Below are 20,134 nucleotides of genomic sequence, written 5' to 3' on the forward strand. Positions count from 1 at the left end.
AGAGGAACGCGAGTGAAGCGGCTCATCGGACGCCCCAGGAAAGCGCCCAATCGGAACGGAAATCAACCCCACGTTATGAGAAAGCAGCGTTTTTTTCTATTAGTTACTTCACAACAACTGCAACAAAATGAAAAAGGAACACTTTCATTTTTCGAAAATGTCCCTCAATCTATTAACATAATGATGCATTACATCATTTTCCTTGTATGAATTAGTAAGCATTGCAATATTACTAGCTACTGTGCATAGATGAAGTTTTGATGCAAAAATACATCGTTAATCCTCATATGAAATTTGTTTCGTTAATTGGAACTTTTGTATTTTACGTACTAATGTTGACTGATCACATCCAAGTGATTTAGCAGCTTGCCTAATACTTGGATATTTAGATAGAGCTTCTTTAATAATCTGCTTTTCAAACGCAGCTACTTGCTCCTTTAAAGCACCACTAAACTTCGGAGTTACAACCTGTTCCTGAATGCTTTGTATTTCTACTGGGTTTTCTAGAACACGTGTAATAGTTGGGTTACTATCTAGTTCTTGTTGCACAATAAATGCTGTTATTTCTGGCTGCGTTGCTAGTAAGCAAATACGCTCCACCATGTTTTTAAGTTGACGTACATTGCCTGGCCAATCATAAGATTCTAATATTTTCATTGCCGATGACTCAATTGTCCGATGGATCCCATATTTTTCTTCAATAATTGCCAAAAAATGGTTGACTAATGGGATGATATCTTGACGACGTTGTCTTAAAGGAGGAATTTCAATAGGTATAATATTTAAACGATAATATAAATCCTCACGAAAATTACCTTGCCTCACCATCTCCGCTAGATTTCGATTTGTCGCAGCGATAATACGTACATCAATAGGAATAGGCTTTCCGCTACCTAGACGCTGTACCTCTGATTCTTGGAGCACACGTAATAATTTCGCCTGTAGTAGCAAGGGCATCTCTCCAATCTCATCTAAAAACACTGTGCCACCTGACGCAATCTCAAATAACCCTGCCTTACCACCTCTTGACGCTCCCGTAAAGGCTCCAGCTTCATAGCCGAAAAGTTCAGATTCTAATAAATTCTCTGGGATTGCACTACAGTTAATCGTTAAAATTTGCTTATCATGACGGCGGCTATTTGCGTGAATAAGCTTTGTTATCTCTTCTTTGCCTACGCCCGATTCACCACCAATTAATACAGTAGAATCTACCTCTGCAACTCTCATAACACGCTCTACAACCTGCATCATTGCTGAAGATACAGCGATTAAACTACTTTTTGTGTTTTCTTTATTATGTAAGGCATGTAGTTTATTTTTAAAATTCTCGTTTTGAACTTCTAATTTTTTTACTTCTTTCTCCAACAGCTTTAATTGTGTCATATCACGAGTAATAGCAACTACATATTGTAATTCGCCGTATTCATCAAATATCGGTTTTCCAGAAACTAAAAAGCATTTGCCATTAATGAACGTCTGCAAAATAGTTACTTTTTCTTTTGATTCAATTACTTTCATCGAAATGGAATCACTCATTATTCCTTCAGCGATGACGTCTTTTGCATATTTCCCCATTAAATCAATGCCTACAATTTCAATATCTATATCATTTTGAAATATAATTTTGCCATCGCTATCACAGACTGTAACGCCATCGGATATGGAGTTTAATACTTTAATGGACAATGGGTTCATAAAGTCTATATAGCTATACTGCATGAATGGTTTGACATGGAATAAGCTACCTTGCGAAGTCTCTATTACATGAATAAAATAGTCTTCTACATCAAAGGTTTCTATTCCTTTACTATATTTTTTTATTATTTTTTCAAGAAGCTCTATTTGGATATCACTTTTAATCATTACCTCATCATTTTTTACAATAAAAAAATGCTCCTCTTTATGTAGTTGAGTTATCGACATCTAGATCACTCCCTCTGAACTTTAAAGGCTTTTTCATACAAAAAAATTCGCTCTTTCTACGGGGCATCTGGAAGCCTAAAAGGTATTAAAGTTTCCTTTGGCTTGATATCTCGCAGAAATATTGCGAATTTTTTGTATTTTTATAGTATTCTACTCTGATGCTAGCTTTTCCTCTATTTGCTCTGCTGGCCTTGTCGACAGCTTTCGCATAATCACGAACAACACAACTGAGCCAATTAATACAAATGTACTCAAATAGAATTGTGAACGTAAAGATTCGATGAGCGCTTGGCATAAATAGACGACTGTTAAAATACCAATTGTCACATACGATAAATATGGAAATAACCACATTCTAATCGATAATGGCTCATCTGAAACTTTATCGTAATAACGTCGGAAACGAATTTGTGAAATAGCAATAAAAATATAAACTGCAATCATTAATCCTCCAACGCAATTACCTAAAAAGTAGAAAATAACTTCAGGTGAAATGAAGTATAGCATCGCACAAATATAGGCTACTACTGTACTACCAATAACAGCTGGTACAGGCACACCTCGACGATTTTTAATTTGCGAGAATATTTTTGGTGCATCCCCTTGACGCGACATTTCAAGTAGCATACGTGAGCTTGTATAAAGGGCTGAATTTAACACAGAGATTAGTGAAATAAAAATGACGATTTGAATAAGTTGAGCAGCAATTGGAAGCCCTGCCATCGTTAATATATTTGCATAAGGCGCTGCCAATATTTTCGAATCATTCCAAGGGATGATTAAAACCATAATAGCTACTGAGCCTACAAAAAATAACCCTAATCGAAAGACAACGTTGCGAATGGCGCGGACAATATTTCTCGCTGGATTTTCAGACTCTGCTGCCGCAATGGCTGCAACCTCAGCACCACAAATTGAAAATATAACAAAGACAATGGCCGTAAAAATCGGGACAATACCATTCGGAGCAAATCCACCGAATTCCGTTAATATTCCTAACCCCTTCGGTTCATAATTTGGCCAAATTCCTAAAATCATAGCTATACCAACAACTAAAAATACAATAATTGCCGTAACTTTAACGAAGGACAGCCAATATTCAAATTCACCAAATGATTTTACTGAATAAATATTAACAATTGTCATCAATAATGTTATGCCTACGCTTCCGAGCCATGTTGGTATCATCGGGAACCAATTATGGAGCATTCCCCCTATGAGTGCCGCTTCTAACCCCACAATAAATACCCAGCTTGCCCAATAAAGCCATCCTACTGTAAACCCTGCCCATGGACCAATATACTTCCCTGCATAGGAAGCAAATGAGCCTAGTTCTGCCGAACCTCCTGATTTCTTTCCTAATACTATTTCTCCTGATGCCATTTCCCCAACCATTTGCATGATCAGAACTATAAGCATGCATGCAATCGCATATGAAATCACCGCCGCAGGACCGGTACTTAAAATATTTTTTCCTGTCCCTACGAAGAGCCCTGTACCAATAACCCCTCCAATGGAGATCATTGTAATATGCCGTGTTTTCAATGATTTTTGCAAAGCCCCCATTAAACCACCCCTTTGTGTTATGTAGACATTTACTAGCCCCTTTCCTCTACTTCAATGTCTATCGTTTAATGAGCAATTCTGATGCCAAACCTACTCAATTATTAAAAATTTCAAAAAATTATCAACCTGTACATCTATTATTGCTAATATTTTTCTAACTCAGCGATTTTAGTATAGCGTGAGGTTGATTACCGTTCCGGCTGGGCGCTTTTTGCTATCGCTTCGCTTTCGCACAGAGCAAAGCTTCCTGTGGGAGTAAGATGAGCCCCAAGTAGTCGCCCAGCCTTCACTCCATTCAACCCATATATAATATACGTTTTAACTTCTTTTTCAGCGCCAAGTGTTTTCATATGCGATTTTAAAAATTTGATGCAAAAATACATCATTAACAGTTCATTTACATCATCTATCCATATACACGATTAAATGAACTCATAATATTCATCTCTTCCCTGTACTTCGCTACTGTCCGTCTGGATATTTGGATACCTTCAGCACTTAAAGTATTTGTAAGCTGTTGATCAGTTAATGGCTTTTGTTTATCCTCTGTCTCAATCAACTGCTTGAGCCGCTTTTTAATATACATAATAGAATCCATCTTTCCAGAAATATTCATTACTCCTTTTGTAAATAACGATTGTAAAGCATATACGCCATGGGCGGTCTTTATATATTTTCCACGTACTGCCCGACTAATCGTTGATACATGTAGACTTAAAATGTCAGCTACATCTTTTAACCGCATAGGCTTTAATGCCTCAATGCCTTTATGAAAAAAATCTTCTTGCAATTCCACTAGCAATCTAGCTAATTCGTACAGTGTTTTATCACGTTGTTCGATCCCTTGTAATAATAAAAGTGCATCTTTCATTGTGTCTTTAAAATAGGTTTTACAGTTCGGATCATTCTTTAGCATTTCAACATAATATTTATCGATAGTGACGCTCGGTAAATATCCGCGATTTAATTTAATCATCCATTCCTCTCCTAATTTTTCTACTTCGATTTCTGGAATGACATATGGAATCGCTTCAAATTTATCTCCTGTCATCACTGGTTTTAAATTTTTTATATAGTTGACAGTTTTCTTCACGTCATGAAGAGACGTCTTATACTTTTTACTTAATTGTTTAATAGCTTGTGCGGCCACTAACTCTAAATCCTCTTCGATCAATCGAGAGGCTAATTTCGGTGCTAGCGCATCACTGTCTACCTGAATGAGTAAATACTCCTTATAATTACGTGCCCCTACTCCTACTGGCTCGAAAGTTTGAAGTAAGTCCAATAGCGCCTCTACATGCAAAACATTTGCATTACACTTATTTGCGACGATTTCTACATCAACATCTAAAAATAGACGTTCATCTAAGGATTGAATTAAAAACGTTATGATTTTTAAATCTACAGTAGATAGATTTTTATGCATTGGTACTTGTTCCAATAAAAACTGCTCATAGCTCTCTTTTGCTGCAAACTTCATCTCAATGGGATTAAATGAATGATGTTGCGGTGCATGATATTGCGCAGAATAACTCTTATCAGAATAACTTGCTAATTGCATAATTTCCTCATATTGCATTTTCACCGTCGCATCAGTGACAACTAACAGTGGATTTTCGTTAGCCTTATCATAAATATACTGTTCTAATTCATTTGTTGAATATTGTAGTATTTCTAAATGCTGTACTAGCTGTGGTGATAACACTTGCATTATTTTTTGGGAAGTTTTGATAGCTATTTGCATACCCCATACCTCCATCGCGTAATTTTCTACATAGTAACACGTTTATTCTCTCTTTTTCCATTTTTTAATCAAATGTTTTTTTGAATTATAGCGTAGCTGACATCCTTTTTGCCGAAGTAACTCATCGGACGCCCTCAGGAAGCTTTGCTCTGTGCGAAAGCGGAGCGGCAGCAACAAAGCGCACAGGCGGAACGAAAATCACCCCCACGTTTTGGTGATAAACCACGAGCCTCCCTACTCTATGTATTAAAATTTTCTAATAATTCCAAAAAAGTAATTGACTGCAGTTATAAGCCATCATAAAATACACATATATAATAACAGTTACCACATTACGGTAAAAAATAAGGAGTGATCAAATGTTTCATGTACCAACTGTGCAATTTACACAAGAGCAGGAGCACTTCCGCTTAGATGTTCGAACGTTTCTACAGGATGAAATAGCAAAAGGAACTTTCACGCCTAAATGTGACTCTTGGCTTAGTGGAGATGATCCTGAATTCTCTAAATTAATTGGTCAAAAAGGTTGGATTGGCTTAACTTGGCCTAAAAAATATGGTGGTCAAGAGAGGAGTACTATTGATCGATACATTTTAACGGAAGAATTTTTAGCTGTTGGTGCTCCGGTTGCTGCACATTGGTTTGCTGATCGCCAAACAGGCCCACTTCTTTTACGGTATGGAACAGAAGAGCAGCGAGAATATTTCTTACCGAAAATTGTGAAAGGCGAATGCTACTTCGGCATAGGTTTAAGTGAACCAAATAGTGGATCCGACCTCGCTTCGGTTAGCACACGTGCTGAAAAAGTAGAGGGTGGATGGATTGTCAACGGTCAAAAAATATGGACGAGTAATGCACACCTTTGCCACTATATGGTGACTTTAGTACGGACTAGTCCTTTTGATGGAAAAAGCAAACATGCAGGACTCAGTCAATTGATTGTTGATTTACATGCGGAAGGAGTAACGGTTGTTCCAATTAAATTTTTAACCGGAGAGCATCATTATAACGAAGTATTCTTTGACAATGTTTTTGTACCTGACAATATGGTTGTAGGGGAGATCGGTAATGGCTGGGCTCAAGGATTAGCAGAGCTTGCCTTTGAGCGCAGTGGTCCAGAGCGAATTTTAAGCACTTTCCCATTAATCGATGAACTTATTCAAGAGTTAAAGCGCCAAAAAAATTTAGAAGGGTTACAGCAAGCGTCTAAAATAATAGCTCGTCTTTGGGGCCTACGTAATTTGTCAATTGGCGTAGCCCAGCTTTTAGAATCTGGTAATGGTGAAGACGTATCTATTCCTGCAGCACTTGTGAAAGCACTCGGTACGAAATTTGAGCAAAGTATTCCTGAAATTACACGCTTAATCGTACAGACTTATCCTACTCTTGACGCTCATCGTAAAATTGATCGCTTTATGGCTGAATCCATTTTACATGCACCAGGTTTCACTATCCGAGGAGGAACTTCAGAGGTACTGTATGGCGTTGTAGCGAAAGGGGTTGTAGCACAATGAGTGAAATGAAAGATATGATTCTTGATGTTGTAGAACGCATGTTAAAAGAAAAAGTCGATAAAGAGTTAGTCGATACAGTGGAACAAGGTCATTGGGCACCAGAACTATGGGATTTGTTTAAAGAAAACGGTATGACAGCTGTAGCCTTTACAGAAGAAAATGGCGGTGCAGGTGGCGACATAGAGGATTTATTAAATATTGTTCGTTTAACTGGAAAATACGCTACACCAATCCCATTTGCAGAAACAACATTTGCAAATTATTTATTAGAGTTTACTAGTTTACAAGTAATTGAAGACTTGGCCACGTATATGCTTTACCCTAACCAAGCCTTTACGTTAGAGAATGGCAAATTAACGGGAGAGGCGATCCACATCCCTTGGGCACGTCATACAAAACATCTAGTGACACTTGCCTATAGCACGGAGGGTACTCATCTTGTAGAAATCGATTTAAGCCAAGCTGAAATTAAGGTAGGATCAAATTTAGCAGGCGAACCGCGTGATACCGTGATATTCCATCATGCTAAAGTTTCACAAGTATCTGCTGTGTTATCTCCTAACAAGATACACGCTATTACAACACTCAAAGCTGCTTTTCAATTAGCACTGATGACTGGTGCCGTCGATAAAATAAATGATTTAACTGTTCAATATACGAAAGAACGTGAGCAATTCGGTCGACCGATTCATCGCTTTCAGCTCGTTCAGCAGCATATTGTACATTTAGCAGGTGAAACAGCGATTGCTCTAGCTGCATTTAATAATGTAACGGAAGCACTTCTAAAAAACAATCAAAATAGTGAGGTTGCTTACGCCTGCATTCGTTTCGAAGAAATTATTCAAGCAGTGACAACAATTGCGCATCAAGTACACGCTGCAATTGGTACGACACACGAGCATAGTTTGCATCAATTTACACGCAGACTTTGGTCATGGCGCGATGAAGGGGCTAGCACCTCTTATTGGACTAATTTAGTAGCAACACAGCTACTAAAAAATAGCGGAGATAGTCTATGGGGATATTTAACTTCAAGTAGCGCAAACTCTCCACTTCTCAAAGTAGAAGGATAAGGCCAATGACCAACATTAATTTGTGACAAACCACTAATGACATGATAAGGAGTGTTATCAATGACTGATTTACTTTTTGAAGTGCAAGACCATGTTGCTACGATTACATTAAATAGACCTGAGGCGTACAATGCTTTTAGTGAAGAGATGATTGCTAAATGGATTGAAGCCCTTGAAACTGTTCGTGATTCAGAGGATATTCGTGTTGTCATCGTAAAGGGTAATGGAAAATCATTCTGCGCTGGTGGGGATATTAAGGCGATGCAAGCTGGGGAAGGATTTTTCCAAAGCGAGGACGATATCTCTTCTACAGGCTTAGCACGAAAAAATTCTCTGTGGAAAAAGATTCAGCGTATTCCCCTTCTCCTTGAAGAAATTGATAAGCCCGTTATTGCACAGGTACATGGATTTGCAATGGGGGCAGGACTTGATATGGCCTTAATGTGCGATATACGGATTGCCGCAAAATCTACAAAGATTTCAGAAAGCTACATTAACGTTGCGATCGTGCCAGGCGACGGTGGCGCTTATTACTTACCAAAATTAATCGGCATCGATCAAGCCTTGGACATGTTCTGGACAGCTCGTGTATTAACTGCCGATGAAGCAAAAGACAAAGGTGTTGTGACATTTGTTGTAGAAGACCATGAGCTTGACGAATACACATTGAATTATGCAAAGGAATTAGCTAGTCGTCCAACTACGACATTGCAATTCATAAAGCGTGCTGTATATCAAAGTCAACGGATGGATTTACGTAGTGCCCTTGATTACATTTCATCACAAATGGCTATTGTTACAGAGCTAGATGATTTTAAAGAGGGTGTGAACGCAGTTGTAGAAAAACGTAAGCCTATTTATAAATGACGTGTTTAGGAGGACGAACAATGCAACCTCTTGAAAATATTCGAGTATTAGATTTATCTCGCGTTTATGCTGCTCCTGCTGGCTCCATGTTGTTGGCAGATTTAGGGGCAGAAGTAATTCGTATAGAACATCCAAATGGTTCTGATAGCATGCGTGATTGGGGGCCATTTGTGAATGGTCAAAGTACGTATTATTTATGTGCCAATCGCAATAAAAAATCGATCACATTAGATTTAAAGACAATGGAGGACAGAGAAAAATTTAAAGAACTTGTCAAAGATGCTGATGTCGTCCTCGAAAATTTTAAAACGGGTGACATGGAGCGAATGGGGCTCAGCTATGAGGAATTGAGCAAAGTGAATCCTAGAATCATCTATTGTGCAGTTACAGGATTCGGTCAAACTGGTCCTCTTGCACACGAACCAGGCTTCGATCCAGTAATTCAAGCGATGAGTGGTTTAATGCATGTCACAGGCTCATCTGATGGAGAAGCGACAAAAGTTGGTGTTCCTATTGCAGATATTTTAACCTCTAACTATGTCGTCATTAGTATTTTAGCCGCTTTACGAATGCGTGATCAAACAAATAGAGGGCAATTTATTGACTTAGCTTTATTAGACGTTCAGATGAGTAGCTTAGCGAATGTAGCGAGTGCTTATTTAAATACAGGTTTTATTTCAGAACGTCTCGGTAATCGTCATAATAATGTTGCGCCCTATCAAGTATTTAACTGTGCGGATGGCCCCCTAATGATTTGCGTTGGGACAGATGGACAATTTAAAAAGTTTTGCACGATGTTGCAACGTGGGGAATGGGTCAATGATCCGCGCTTTTTAACGAATACAATGCGCAAGCAACATGAAGCGGAGCTTGTTCGGATGATTACTGACATTACCATGACAAAAACACAGGATGAATGGATTACCTTGTTACAGCAATACAAAATTCCAGGTGGACGTGTGAACACAATTGCTGAGGCACTAGAACAACCGCAATTTATGACACGGGACATGATTGGTGAAATAGAGCACGAACAATATGGTACAATCAGATTCATCAAAAGCCCGTTAAAGTTCTCTGATTTAGATATTCAATATAAATTAGCACCACCGATACTTGGAGAACACACAGACCAATTGCAAAAGTCCTCTCTACAAAAATAAAATTGCGCTATAATAGAAGTACTTTTATGGTTCATCACTGAAAGTTCGGAATGACATTTTATTAAAAAGTATGTCATGTGGATAGGTTGATTGGAGTGGAGACTGGGCGACTCCTTGGGGATTAGCGATAGAGGAACGAAGGCTAAAAGCATCACATCCTGTGATAACGCCTTCGTGACCAACATCGTGTTGGTCCGAGACCCTGGAGCGAGCAACGCGAGTGAAGCGGCTCATCGGACGCCCCCAGGAAAGCGCCCAGTCGAAACGGAAATCAACCCCACGTTATGGTGATGGGCCAGTTTTATCTTCATTAATAAATGTTTTTATGCGCAAAAGCATAGCTGCATGTATATCTGAAGATAAATCCTCCGGCTGATGTCGAAGAAAATTTTATTACGTAGGTGACGGAATGAATCAGGAGATTTTCGAAAAAAACTATACAATGTCATCGCTGCACAAAGCTATTAATGTGTTAAAAGCTTTCTCAAAAGATGAACCAAGCCTTTCCCTAACTGAGCTAAGTAAAAAAACAGGGATCAGCATTTCGAGTTTACAGCGCTTCGTTTCTACCTTTGTGTACGAAGGCTTTCTTCACAAAGATGAACGTACAAAGCGCTATCAATTAGGTCATTCACTTCTGTATTTAGGCAATTTAGTAAAAGAAGAATCAAGTCTTATTATTGTCGCAGAACCTATTTTAAAAAAGCTAAACGAAGAAATCGGCGAAAGTGTTTCCATGAATATTATTGATGGATTGGAAAGACGATGTATTTTAAACTTTGATTCAACATATCCGCTTTCAACGAAAATGTTTGTAGGTGACACCTCTCCCCTTTATGCAGGTGCATCATCTAAAATATTGCTCGCATTTATGCCGAATGTTGAAGAATATGTAGAGAATATACGTCTTGAACCTATCACTGATCAGACAATACTTTCAAGAGAGCAGCTGTTAAAGGAATTAAAACGTATCCGTTTACAACAGTTTGCGACTAGTAAAAGCGAACGTGTACGTGGCGCATGTTCTATATCTGCACCGATATTAAATGCATCTCAACAAATCATCGCTTCAGTAACACTGGTCATACCAGAGGTACGCTACAGTGACTACGATGAAAATTTATTAATTGACACTATTCAAACCGTTGCATTAGAAATCGAAAAGCAATTGTATTAATCGAAACAAAGAATAAAGTGATAGTATTATGCATTTGAGCGACTCAAAAAGGAGAGCAGCGTTTATTAACGCACTCTCCTTTTTAACATTTAATCGACTTAGCACCAAAGTCAGCGATACTATTTTTTCAAGTAAATATTAGTTGATTGGAGTGGAGACTGGGCGACTCCTTGGGGATCAGTAATAGAGGAACGAAGGCTAAAAGCATCACATCCTGTGATAACGCCTTCGTGACCAACATCGTGTTGGCCCGAGACCCTGCAGCGAAGCGAAGCGGCTCATCGGACGCCCCCAGGAAGCTTTGCTCTGTGCGAAAGCGAAGCGTCAGCAACAAAGCGCCCAGTCGGAACGGAAATCAACTACACGTTATGGTGATAAGTTAATTATTTACTAATTCCAAGAAATCATCCCAATAATTTAAGCGTGGCAGTTCAACATGCTTGTTATAGGATTGATTTTTTAAAATTACTTTTGTCTTCACATCTTGCAGTGTTTCTAATACAGCTGGTTTATCATCTACATAAACATCTAAAGCTAGCTCTTTGATGATCGCTACTTTCTCTGTATCTTGCATTCCGCAGAAAAAATGACCTTCTATAATTGGAAATCCTTGTGCTTTCATCCATGCTTGTGTTTGCTCACAATATTGCTTAGGACGTGAAGTAATATAATAAATGTCATGTCCCTGCTGTGCCAAAGCTTGAAGCGTCTCTAGTGCTCCCTCAAAAGAAGGACAATCCGTAAAATAAATTTCCTCTAATGAACTATTCCACATCGCTGCTCCTTCAGCATCTGTTAATGCAAAAGGTTCGTGAATTTCAACTCTTTGCAAAGCTTGAAATACTTCTAGCGAAACATTTTTATCAAGTTTTTTATTATAGAGCGCAAAGGCATGTGCTCGTAAATCTATGAGTGTGTCATCTATATCAAAGCCAAATTTCATGTTGTTCTTCTTCCCTTCAAGAAGCCTTGGTGATAAAGTTAGTCGCGAATGTTTGCTCTTTTTCAATTTGCATCGCTAATACTTCTTCAATGGCTCGCTCGCGCATTTGTTGAAAATCGTGTACGTTAAAATGAACAAGTGTATCTTTATTTAATAATGACGCAAGACAATCTGCATCCTTGAGTGCACTATTGAGCCCGAATGCTCCAGTTGGTGTCATCGTGTGAACAGCATCCCCTAATAGTACAAGCCCCTCTGTCCCCCAGCAGTCACAATGACTACTGAATACATCAAGCAAGACAAAATCTTGCCAAGATCTGATATGTTCGTTTACAGTATCAGATAGTTCTGGGAATTGTTCTAAAAGCCGTTGGATAAATGGTGTAAATGCTTTTTTTCTGAGCTGAGGAAAACTTCCTTGTTCAATATTCCAGCCGATTTGAACGAACCCACCTACCTGCGTAAATAAGGATAGCTGTTTTCCACCTATTAATGCCATTTTAATCGATGGTTCCCATCCCTGAGGGGCAGGAATTTTTGCCCACAATAAATCAAAGCCATGCTTATGCTTTTGAATCTCAATGTGCGCTTGCTTTCGAATAGTAGAGTAACGGCCGTCAGCACCGATAATTAACTGACTACTAATTTCAATCTTTTCCCCATTTCTTGTTGCAACGACACCCGTATATCTACCCAAAGAATCAACTAAGAGCTTCATTACCTTCGTATTCAAGAAACAAGAAAAGTGAGGAAAATGCTGTGTTTCTTGTAAAATTCCCTTTAATAGATTTGCTTGCGGTACATGAATTCCTAAATGTCCAACAGCTTCAACAGGGAAAATAGTTTTTATTGCTCTACCGTCTGCGTAATATTCAAGTTTTCCCATACGTAATAAACCGAGCGCTTCGACTGCTTCAAAAAGCTGATGACTTTTTAAAACAGCCTCACCCTCCTCATTTAAATGCTCACCGCGAAATGCCTGCCCAAGTGCTGCGTTTTGTTCCAGTAGAATTACGGAAAGACCTTTTTTCGCTAGTAAGTGCGAAAGAAGTGCTCCACCTGGCCCAGCCCCTACGATACAAACATCTGCTTGATAATTCACTTTCCTTCACCTATCTTTGGATAAGCAATAATACGTAAATCTTGCCCAACCTGCTCAAACGAAGCAAACTCTACATCCCATGCTTCATCCATAGTAGATGGATTTGGACCAGCAATCGGTGTTAATGATAAGCGACCACCGAGAATTTTTGGCGCTATATAAATCACATATTTGTTAATAGCACCTTGCTGTAAAAAGGAAGAGTTGATCGTACTTCCACCCTCTACTAAAATATCCGTAATGCCATATTGATATAGTTTTTCAAGCATATCGTCAACAACAAGGCCCTCAGAGTCATGTCGAACTGGCAATACAGTCACGCCTTTTTCCTCAAATGCTGTTATTTTTTCTTGGCCGGCATTCTCACTACATACAATAATTGTTTTCGCTTCTTCTACATTCAGAACATTGGCATGAGCTGGTGTACGAAGGGAGCTATCCATAATAATGCGTACTGGATTTTTTCCGTAAGCTTCTTTTAATCTTGTTGTTAAGGATGGATTGTCAGCTAAAACAGTACCAACACCAACTAAAATACCATCCACCTCATGTCGAATACGGTGAACATCCTCACGCGCTGCTACACCAGTTACCCACTTGGAATGTCCTGTATGAGCAGCTATTTTCCCATCTAAAGTCATCGCATATTTTGAAATAATAAATGGTCGTTTTGTTAGCATATTGTGAATAAAACGTTCATTTAAACGGCGAGCTTGAGCTTCTAAAATACCCACCTCTACCTCAATACCCGCATCTCGTAACAGCTGTATACCACGTCCAGCAACAGCAGGATTTGGATCTTGCATGGCTACTACTACTCGACTAACTGCTGATTCCTTCACTAAATTTGCACAAGGAGGTGTTTTTCCGTAATGCGAACATGGCTCAAGAGTTACATAAAGTGTCGCACCTTTAGCATGTTCTCCAGCCATATGAAATGCATGCACCTCTGCATGTGGTTCCCCTGCTTTTCTGTGTAAACCTGTTCCAACAATTACACCGTCTTTGACGATTACAGCCCCTACTAGTGGATTAGGATTTGTATTTCCTTTTGCACTAGCGGCTAAATCAAGTGCTAACTGCATATATTTTTCATCTGTTGTCATCTTCGTTCCTCCACTCACTTCTCTTCGCGCAAATGTCCAGATTTCTCTACTTTCGTGTCTAAATAAAAACGATTTGTCTCCGTTAATCCTCCCCATAATGGGACATGTCCTTCTGCTGCCAAACCATGTGCCTGTAATGCGGCAAGCTTCTTCGGATTATTGGTAATGAGTGTAACTGGTTTTGAACGAAGTGCTCCTAACACAGTAATGGCATCTTCGTAAGAACGAGTATCATCTGGGAAGCCGAGAGCATGGTTTGCTTCAACCGTATCTAACCCCTCTTCTTGTAATAAATAAGCAAGCGATTTCGAGAACAATCCGATGCCGCGGCCTTCATGATCAGCTAAGTAGAAAATGGCCCCACAGCCATGCTCCACAATCATTTTCATCGATTCATGCAATTGATAACCACAGTCACAGCGTTCGCTTCCAAAAATATCACCTGTATGACAAATGCTATGCATGCGAATTAAAGCATCCTCAGCATGTGTAAAATCTCCATAAACAAGCACTGATGACTGTTGTAAAAAAGCTAAATTTGCAGATGCTAACCCATCAATAATTTCCTCTTTTGACTGATCGGCTCCTACTTTTAACCAGTTATACCATTGAAATGTCGCTGAAAATTCACCCTGTTTTACCGGTAATTTCACTGGACCAACTAGGCAAATACTTTCAGTTTCTGATTGCTTCACGATCGTCATTTTGTCTTTCACTATATCTAAAACTTTAGTAGTAATTGTCATATTTTCTCCAACCTTCTAATGTTAACAGCTAGCAAAACAAACTAACTGAGCACTTGTATTTTTATATAACTTACATAACGTAACTTAGTTTATAATAATAACTAACAACTGTCAAACTCCAGCTCCTACTCTATTAAGAAACAAAAACTGCTATATTACGTTTTTATCATATACTACTAGCTTATGGAGATGCTATTTTTTCTGTGCAGGCTAGTCTATAATAAGCTGAGGGAACTGTAATGACGAAAGGAAGTTTAGAATGCAATTAGAAAAAAATGTGCAAGTGAAACAGCCAAAATATCAACAAATAGCTGTCGACCTAGCCTCAAAAATCGTGGAAAGAAAGTATCGAATTGGCGATAAAATTTACGCAAGATCATCCCTAGCTAGTCAATACAATGTCTCTGCGGAAACTGCAAGAAGAGCAATTGCTGTTTTGCAAGACTTGGAAATTGTGGAGGCCACCAAAGGTAGTGGAGTTATAATCATCTCATATGAAAAGGCTGCACATTTTGTCCGCCAATTCCATGATGTTCAATCAGTCCATGAGCTACAACATGAGCTTATGTCTAGCATTCAGAAGCAGCACCAAGAATTAATAAATCTACAGGAAAAGACCAAACAACTGATTAGTCGAACTGAACATTTCCGATCCGTCAATCCGTTTATTCCTTATCAATTAGAGATGACAGCTGAAAGCCCTTGTATCCACCAAACAGTACAGGAATTGAATTTTTGGCAAAATACATCTAGCACGATTGTCGGAATTCGTCGTAAAAATGAATTATTACTATCACCTGGTCCATATGTGTCCTTGGAAGAAGAAGACATTATTTACTTTATCGGGAATGATGAAAGTTTCGCTCGAGTTCAGAGCTTTTTATATCCAAATTAAAATCCGCTTAAACGCTGATATAGCAGCGTTTAAGCGGATTTTTTCTATTTTGTCGATTTGACAGAAGTAACAACTTTTTGTTAGGGTTGAGTTGTTACTTGTTTATATTTGGGTATCATTATCCTCAAATAGTATTTATCTTTATTTAGTGAGTGTCCAAACACCTACTGCAATAGAGGGACTCAGCCTAAAAATGCCTCGTCTAGTGGCAATTTATATGTGCGTAGTGAAGTAACACCCATTACGCCAAGGCGAAATTGATCTACGAAAGGAGTGGTTCTAGTGGAAAAAATAAAAGTGGAACATGTTTCTAAAGTTTTCGGGAAACATATTCCCCAAGCCTTAGAACTCGTCAAGCAACAAAAAAGCAAGACTGATATCTTAAAAGAAACAGGTGCAACAGTCGGTGTATACGATGCAAGTTTTACCGTAAATGAAGGTGAAATCTTCGTTATCATGGGATTATCAGGAAGTGGTAAGTCGACACTGATTCGACTTTTAAACCGTCTCATAGAACCTACAAGTGGAAATATTTACATCGATGGAGAAAATATTTCTAAAATGGGCAAAGAGAGTTTACGTAATGTAAGAAGAAACAAAATGAGTATGGTCTTTCAAAACTTCGGTTTATTCCCCCATCGTACACTTCTTCAAAACACAGAATACGGCCTTGAAATCAGAGGCATCTCAAAGGAAGAACGGCAAGCAAAAGCAGAGCAAGCTCTCGACAATGCAGGCTTACTTGCTTATAAGGACCAATATCCTAGTCAATTATCAGGCGGTATGCAACAGCGTGTTGGATTAGCGCGGGCACTTGCAAATGACCCTGAAATATTACTAATGGATGAGGCTTTTTCTGCACTCGATCCATTAATTCGAAAAGAAATGCAAGATGAGCTACTCGATTTACAAAGCACATTGAAAAAAACAATTTTATTTATCACCCACGATTTGAATGAAGCATTACGTATTGGTGATCGTATCGCCATTATGAAAGATGGCTCAATCATCCAAATTGGTACTGGAGAAGAAATTTTAACAAATCCTGCAAATGATTATGTTAAAACATTCGTAGAAGACGTCGATCGTTCTAAAGTATTAACTGCTGAAAATGCCATGGTTCGACCTGTATCCGTCAATGTAGATGTAGATGGACCGACCGTAGCACTTAAAAGAATGCGTGAGGAAACGGTTAGTTTATTAATGGCCGTTGACAAAAATCGACATTTAAAAGGCTATATTACTGCTGACGACGCACGGGCTGCAGCTAAAAGACAAGAACAAACGGTACATTCAATTGTTCAATCAGATATGTTAACCGTTCCACCAGATATGCTTTTACAAGATATATTAGGTTTGATTCATAATAGTCCTACTCCTATTGCGGTTGTAAAAGATGAGCGCTTGCTTGGTGTTCTTATCCGGGGCGTTGTCATCGAAGCACTTTCAACTAGCGATGAGGAGGCGAATGCACATGAATAATTTATTAGACAATATTCCCGCAATACCAGTGGGACCATGGGTAGAATCAGTTATGGACTGGTTGACGAGTAATTTTTCAGTGTTTTTTAACTTGATTCAAAAAAATGGAAAACTACTCATGAATCAGGTCACTGATTTATTAGTGAGCATTCCTCCGATTATTCTTATTTTACTTGTTGTCATTTTTGCTTTTTTCGTTACCGGTAAAAAATTCGGGCTCGCAACGTTTTCATTAATTGGTTTGTTATTTATTTATAATCAAGGCTTATGGACGCATCTTATGGAAACAACCACACTCGTGCTCTTTTCAAGTATCATCTCAATCATATTAGGTATTCCTCTTGGCATTCTAATGTCGAAGTCAACTGTAGCAGAAAATGTGATTAAGCCGATACTCGATTTCATGCAAACAATGCCTGGCTTCGTATACTTGATTCCTGCCGTTGCCTTCTTTGGTATTGGGATAGTCCCTGGTGTATTTGCATCCGTTATTTTCGCCTTACCACCAACTGTACGTATGACGAACCTAGGAATTCGCCAAGTACCAAAAGAATTAGTAGAAGCTGCTGATTCATATGGAAGTACCTCAAAGCAAAAACTATTTAAAGTAGAAATTCCTCTTGCCAAATCAACTATAATGGCAGGGATTAACCAAACAGTTATGCTATCACTGTCAATGGTTGTAACTGCCTCAATGATCGGTGCACCTGGTCTAGGACGTGAAGTATTAACTGCACTACAACGTACACAGGTTGGTAATGGCTTTGTTGCAGGTTTAGGTCTTGTAATTTTCGCCATTGTTATAGACCGCCTAACGCAAAGTTTTAATAAGAAGAAAGTCGTATAGAAAAAGAGGCAATTTATTGACGAAAATCTTAGTTCTTTACTTTCACCGCTGAGATTTACGATTTGTAGTTTGCTACAAAACTATTAATAGTTGAAAGGAAGATTCGATGAAACTGAAAACATTAACTAAATTAGGAATGGCTTTAGGGCTTGGCTTTTTGCTAGCCGCATGTAATAGTGATGATTCAAGTAAGAGTAGTGGTAACTCAAAGGACGTCAATCTAGCCTACGTTGAATGGGATACAGAAATTGCTTCAACTAATGTAGTTGGTCAGGTACTAGAGGATTTAGGCTATAATGTATCATTAACACCACTTGATAATGCAATTATGTGGGAGGCTGTTTCAAAAGGTGAAGCAGATGGCATGGTCGCTGCATGGTTACCAAATACTCATGCCCCACAGTACGAAAAATATAAGAACGACCTTGATGAACTAGGTGAAAACCTTACTGGTGCCAAAATAGGTCTAGTAGTACCAAGCTATATGGACGTTAACTCGATTGAGGATTTAAAAAACCAAGCAGATAAAACAATTACGGGTATTGAACCTGGTGCTGGGATTACAGCTGCTACTGAAAAGGCCTTAGATGAATATGATAACCTAGCAGGTTGGCAGCTATTAACTTCTTCATCTGGAGCTATGACCACTTCTCTTGCTAAAGCAATTAAAAATAAAGAAGACATTATCGTGACAGGCTGGTCTCCTCACTGGAAATTCGCTAAATATGATCTTAAATATTTAGATGATCCAAAAGGCGTTTATGGTGGCGAAGAAACGATTAACACATTCGCTCGTAAAGGTTTAAAAGAAGATCAACCAGATGTCTATTCTGTACTAGATAACTTCCACTGGACATCAGAAGACTTAGAGAGCGTTATGCTAGAAATTATGGATGGCAAAGACCCAAAACAAGCTGCTAAAGATTGGGTGGAAGCTAACGCAGACAAAGTTGCTGAATGGACGAAGGATGTAAAAAAATAATTTTCAAAAAGTGACGGACAACCGGAGTGGTTGTCTGTCTTTTTTATAGGCTCTTCCCGTCTTATTTGAAGAACATCATTTAAGGCTACTAAAATTCAGCTCCATCTCGCTAACATCGCCGCAATGGTTTTTTTATAAAAGACTACAAATAATTAACGTTCTTTTGCGAATTTTCAAGCAAGAACTCCTCATCATAAACAAAAAGTCACCTCGCAACGATTAAACCGTGCCAGATGACTATTTATGTTATTAATTAGGATAATAACTTCAAAAATATCGCAGCTCCTAAAACAAGAGTAATGCAAACAATACGTCTCCAATCCTTAGATTCATTGAACAACACCATACCGAGTAATGCACCACCAGCCGCTCCAATGCCAGTCCAAATGGCATAGGCTGTACCCATCGGTAATGTTTCCATGGCATATGCAAGGCCAGCAAAGCTCAAGGTAAACGCAAAAATCAATAACAGTAAATTTTTAATACTTTTAGCATTATTATATTTACTAATCATATAAACACCCATCATCTCACATAGCCCCGCGACTACTAATGCAAACCATGCCATTATTCATTCACCTCTTTTTCTTTAACATCCCCTGTCACAAGCTTTAAGCCGATGACACCTGCAAGTAAAACGACAACACATAAAATCTTAGTTAATTTCCATGGTTCTCCAAACAGTAAGCTATCAGCACATACAGTACCCGCTGTCCCCAAGCCTACGAATACTGCATAAACAGTACCTACTGGCAAACTTCCCCCAGCCTTAATTAGTAAATAAAAGCTAACAAAAATTGCAATCGCGGTTCCAATCCATTCGAATGCATTCCCTGCATGCTTTAAGCCAATAACCCAGCCGACTTCAAAAAAAGCAGCAATTACGACACTTAACCATTGTTTGTTCATTACGAATTCCTCCATTTTATAGTTAAACACATATGGATACTATTATTGGGGTTCTTTAAGACGGTATTCTGACCTACCCGAGCAGTTCGGCAACC

General features: G+C 38.7%; 18 protein-coding genes. 9 read left to right on the forward strand and 9 right to left on the reverse strand.

What is annotated here, in order from left to right; translation table 11 throughout:
* Positions 1-276 precede the first annotated feature (276 nt).
* From ACIPKN_RS09345 to rpoN, 3 genes are all read right to left on the reverse strand, one after another.
* On the reverse strand, positions 277-1,923 hold the full coding sequence (locus ACIPKN_RS09345) for a sigma-54 interaction domain-containing protein (RefSeq protein ID WP_400935388.1): 1,647 nt from the start codon (positions 1,921-1,923) through the stop codon (positions 277-279).
* Positions 1,924-2,073: 150 nt separating this feature from the next.
* On the reverse strand, positions 2,074-3,489 hold the full coding sequence (locus ACIPKN_RS09350) for an amino acid permease (RefSeq protein WP_400935390.1): 1,416 nt from the start codon (positions 3,487-3,489) through the stop codon (positions 2,074-2,076).
* 406 nt (positions 3,490-3,895) lie between these two features.
* The gene (gene rpoN, locus ACIPKN_RS09355) at positions 3,896-5,233 is read right to left on the reverse strand and encodes an RNA polymerase factor sigma-54 (RefSeq protein ID WP_400935392.1); all 1,338 of its coding nucleotides are present in this window, start codon (positions 5,231-5,233) and stop codon (positions 3,896-3,898) included.
* A gap of 359 nt (positions 5,234-5,592) precedes the next feature.
* Here rpoN and ACIPKN_RS09360 point away from each other — a divergent pair, with 359 nt between their 5' ends.
* The 5 genes from ACIPKN_RS09360 to ACIPKN_RS09380 all read left to right on the forward strand — a co-directional run bounded on the left by ACIPKN_RS09360 (position 5,593) and on the right by ACIPKN_RS09380 (position 11,027).
* Positions 5,593-6,747, forward strand: a complete 1,155-nt coding sequence (locus ACIPKN_RS09360; protein ID WP_400935394.1) for an acyl-CoA dehydrogenase family protein — start codon at positions 5,593-5,595, stop codon at positions 6,745-6,747.
* Complete coding sequence (locus tag ACIPKN_RS09365; protein ID WP_400935396.1) at positions 6,744-7,820, forward strand: acyl-CoA dehydrogenase family protein; 1,077 nt, start codon at positions 6,744-6,746, stop codon at positions 7,818-7,820. Before ACIPKN_RS09360 ends, ACIPKN_RS09365 begins: the two co-directional genes overlap by 4 nt.
* Positions 7,821-7,880: 60 nt before the next feature.
* Complete coding sequence (locus ACIPKN_RS09370) at positions 7,881-8,687, forward strand: enoyl-CoA hydratase/isomerase family protein (protein WP_400935398.1); 807 nt, start codon at positions 7,881-7,883, stop codon at positions 8,685-8,687.
* A gap of 20 nt (positions 8,688-8,707) precedes the next feature.
* Positions 8,708-9,850 (forward strand): CaiB/BaiF CoA transferase family protein, encoded by a 1,143-nt coding sequence (locus ACIPKN_RS09375; RefSeq protein ID WP_400935400.1) that lies wholly within the window; start codon positions 8,708-8,710, stop codon positions 9,848-9,850.
* A 409-nt stretch (positions 9,851-10,259) separates the two neighbouring features.
* Positions 10,260-11,027: an IclR family transcriptional regulator gene (locus tag ACIPKN_RS09380; RefSeq protein WP_400935402.1), complete on the forward strand. Its 768-nt coding sequence runs from the start codon at positions 10,260-10,262 to the stop codon at positions 11,025-11,027.
* Between the two features lie 379 nt (positions 11,028-11,406).
* On the opposite strand, the gene ACIPKN_RS09385 is transcribed toward ACIPKN_RS09380, so the two are convergent.
* From ACIPKN_RS09385 to ACIPKN_RS09400, 4 genes are read right to left on the reverse strand one after another with little or no spacing between them, the layout of a single operon-like run.
* Positions 11,407-11,970 (reverse strand): 5' nucleotidase, NT5C type, encoded by a 564-nt coding sequence (locus ACIPKN_RS09385; protein ID WP_400935404.1) that lies wholly within the window; start codon positions 11,968-11,970, stop codon positions 11,407-11,409.
* Positions 11,971-11,986: 16 nt separating this feature from the next.
* Positions 11,987-13,072, reverse strand: coding sequence for an FAD-dependent monooxygenase (locus ACIPKN_RS09390; protein ID WP_400935406.1), 1,086 nt, complete (start codon positions 13,070-13,072; stop codon positions 11,987-11,989).
* Complete coding sequence (gene ribD, locus ACIPKN_RS09395; protein ID WP_400935408.1) at positions 13,069-14,178, reverse strand: bifunctional diaminohydroxyphosphoribosylaminopyrimidine deaminase/5-amino-6-(5-phosphoribosylamino)uracil reductase RibD; 1,110 nt, start codon at positions 14,176-14,178, stop codon at positions 13,069-13,071. Before ribD ends, ACIPKN_RS09390 begins: the two co-directional genes overlap by 4 nt.
* Positions 14,179-14,192: 14 nt before the next feature.
* Complete coding sequence (locus tag ACIPKN_RS09400) at positions 14,193-14,924, reverse strand: GTP cyclohydrolase II (RefSeq protein ID WP_400935410.1); 732 nt, start codon at positions 14,922-14,924, stop codon at positions 14,193-14,195.
* 259 nt (positions 14,925-15,183) lie between these two features.
* On the opposite strand from ACIPKN_RS09400, the gene ACIPKN_RS09405 reads away from it, so the two are divergent.
* The 4 genes from ACIPKN_RS09405 to ACIPKN_RS09420 all read left to right on the forward strand — a co-directional run bounded on the left by ACIPKN_RS09405 (position 15,184) and on the right by ACIPKN_RS09420 (position 19,130).
* Complete coding sequence (locus ACIPKN_RS09405; protein WP_142509756.1) at positions 15,184-15,819, forward strand: GntR family transcriptional regulator; 636 nt, start codon at positions 15,184-15,186, stop codon at positions 15,817-15,819.
* A gap of 282 nt (positions 15,820-16,101) precedes the next feature.
* Positions 16,102-17,301: a quaternary amine ABC transporter ATP-binding protein gene (locus ACIPKN_RS09410; RefSeq protein ID WP_142509757.1), complete on the forward strand. Its 1,200-nt coding sequence runs from the start codon at positions 16,102-16,104 to the stop codon at positions 17,299-17,301.
* Positions 17,294-18,148: an ABC transporter permease gene (locus ACIPKN_RS09415; protein WP_142509758.1), complete on the forward strand. Its 855-nt coding sequence runs from the start codon at positions 17,294-17,296 to the stop codon at positions 18,146-18,148. Before ACIPKN_RS09410 ends, ACIPKN_RS09415 begins: the two co-directional genes overlap by 8 nt.
* 106 nt (positions 18,149-18,254) lie before the next feature.
* Entirely contained in the window at positions 18,255-19,130 is an 876-nt protein-coding gene (locus tag ACIPKN_RS09420) for a glycine betaine ABC transporter substrate-binding protein (RefSeq protein ID WP_400935414.1), read from the forward strand.
* A 253-nt stretch (positions 19,131-19,383) separates the two neighbouring features.
* Here ACIPKN_RS09420 and ACIPKN_RS09425 read toward each other — a convergent pair whose 3' ends face one another.
* Together ACIPKN_RS09425 and ACIPKN_RS09430 are read right to left on the reverse strand one after the other, a co-directional pair.
* Positions 19,384-19,698, reverse strand: coding sequence for a DMT family transporter (locus tag ACIPKN_RS09425; RefSeq protein ID WP_400935416.1), 315 nt, complete (start codon positions 19,696-19,698; stop codon positions 19,384-19,386).
* Positions 19,698-20,039: a DMT family transporter gene (locus tag ACIPKN_RS09430; RefSeq protein WP_400935418.1), complete on the reverse strand. Its 342-nt coding sequence runs from the start codon at positions 20,037-20,039 to the stop codon at positions 19,698-19,700. The genes ACIPKN_RS09425 and ACIPKN_RS09430 overlap by 1 nt, the downstream gene beginning before the upstream one ends.
* Positions 20,040-20,134: the final 95 nt, after the last annotated feature.

It is taken from the genome of Lysinibacillus sp. NPDC086135 (assembly GCF_044746345.1).
Taxonomy (GTDB): Bacteria; Bacillota; Bacilli; order Bacillales_A; family Planococcaceae; genus Lysinibacillus.

Coding starts and splice junctions, on each gene's coding strand:
- ACIPKN_RS09345 (WP_400935388.1), bottom strand. CDS start 1,923: ATGTCGATAACTCAACTACATAAAGAGGAGCATTTTTTTATTGTAAAA.
- ACIPKN_RS09350 (WP_400935390.1), bottom strand. CDS start 3,489: ATGGGGGCTTTGCAAAAATCATTGAAAACACGGCATATTACAATGATC.
- rpoN (WP_400935392.1), bottom strand. CDS start 5,233: ATGCAAATAGCTATCAAAACTTCCCAAAAAATAATGCAAGTGTTATCA.
- ACIPKN_RS09360 (WP_400935394.1), top strand. CDS start 5,593: ATGTTTCATGTACCAACTGTGCAATTTACACAAGAGCAGGAGCACTTC.
- ACIPKN_RS09365 (WP_400935396.1), top strand. CDS start 6,744: ATGAGTGAAATGAAAGATATGATTCTTGATGTTGTAGAACGCATGTTA.
- ACIPKN_RS09370 (WP_400935398.1), top strand. CDS start 7,881: ATGACTGATTTACTTTTTGAAGTGCAAGACCATGTTGCTACGATTACA.
- ACIPKN_RS09375 (WP_400935400.1), top strand. CDS start 8,708: ATGCAACCTCTTGAAAATATTCGAGTATTAGATTTATCTCGCGTTTAT.
- ACIPKN_RS09380 (WP_400935402.1), top strand. CDS start 10,260: ATGAATCAGGAGATTTTCGAAAAAAACTATACAATGTCATCGCTGCAC.
- ACIPKN_RS09385 (WP_400935404.1), bottom strand. CDS start 11,970: ATGAAATTTGGCTTTGATATAGATGACACACTCATAGATTTACGAGCA.
- ribD (WP_400935408.1), bottom strand. CDS start 14,178: ATGACAACAGATGAAAAATATATGCAGTTAGCACTTGATTTAGCCGCT.
- ACIPKN_RS09400 (WP_400935410.1), bottom strand. CDS start 14,924: ATGACAATTACTACTAAAGTTTTAGATATAGTGAAAGACAAAATGACG.
- ACIPKN_RS09405 (WP_142509756.1), top strand. CDS start 15,184: ATGCAATTAGAAAAAAATGTGCAAGTGAAACAGCCAAAATATCAACAA.
- ACIPKN_RS09415 (WP_142509758.1), top strand. CDS start 17,294: ATGAATAATTTATTAGACAATATTCCCGCAATACCAGTGGGACCATGG.
- ACIPKN_RS09420 (WP_400935414.1), top strand. CDS start 18,255: ATGAAACTGAAAACATTAACTAAATTAGGAATGGCTTTAGGGCTTGGC.
- ACIPKN_RS09425 (WP_400935416.1), bottom strand. CDS start 19,698: ATGGCATGGTTTGCATTAGTAGTCGCGGGGCTATGTGAGATGATGGGT.
- ACIPKN_RS09430 (WP_400935418.1), bottom strand. CDS start 20,039: ATGAACAAACAATGGTTAAGTGTCGTAATTGCTGCTTTTTTTGAAGTC.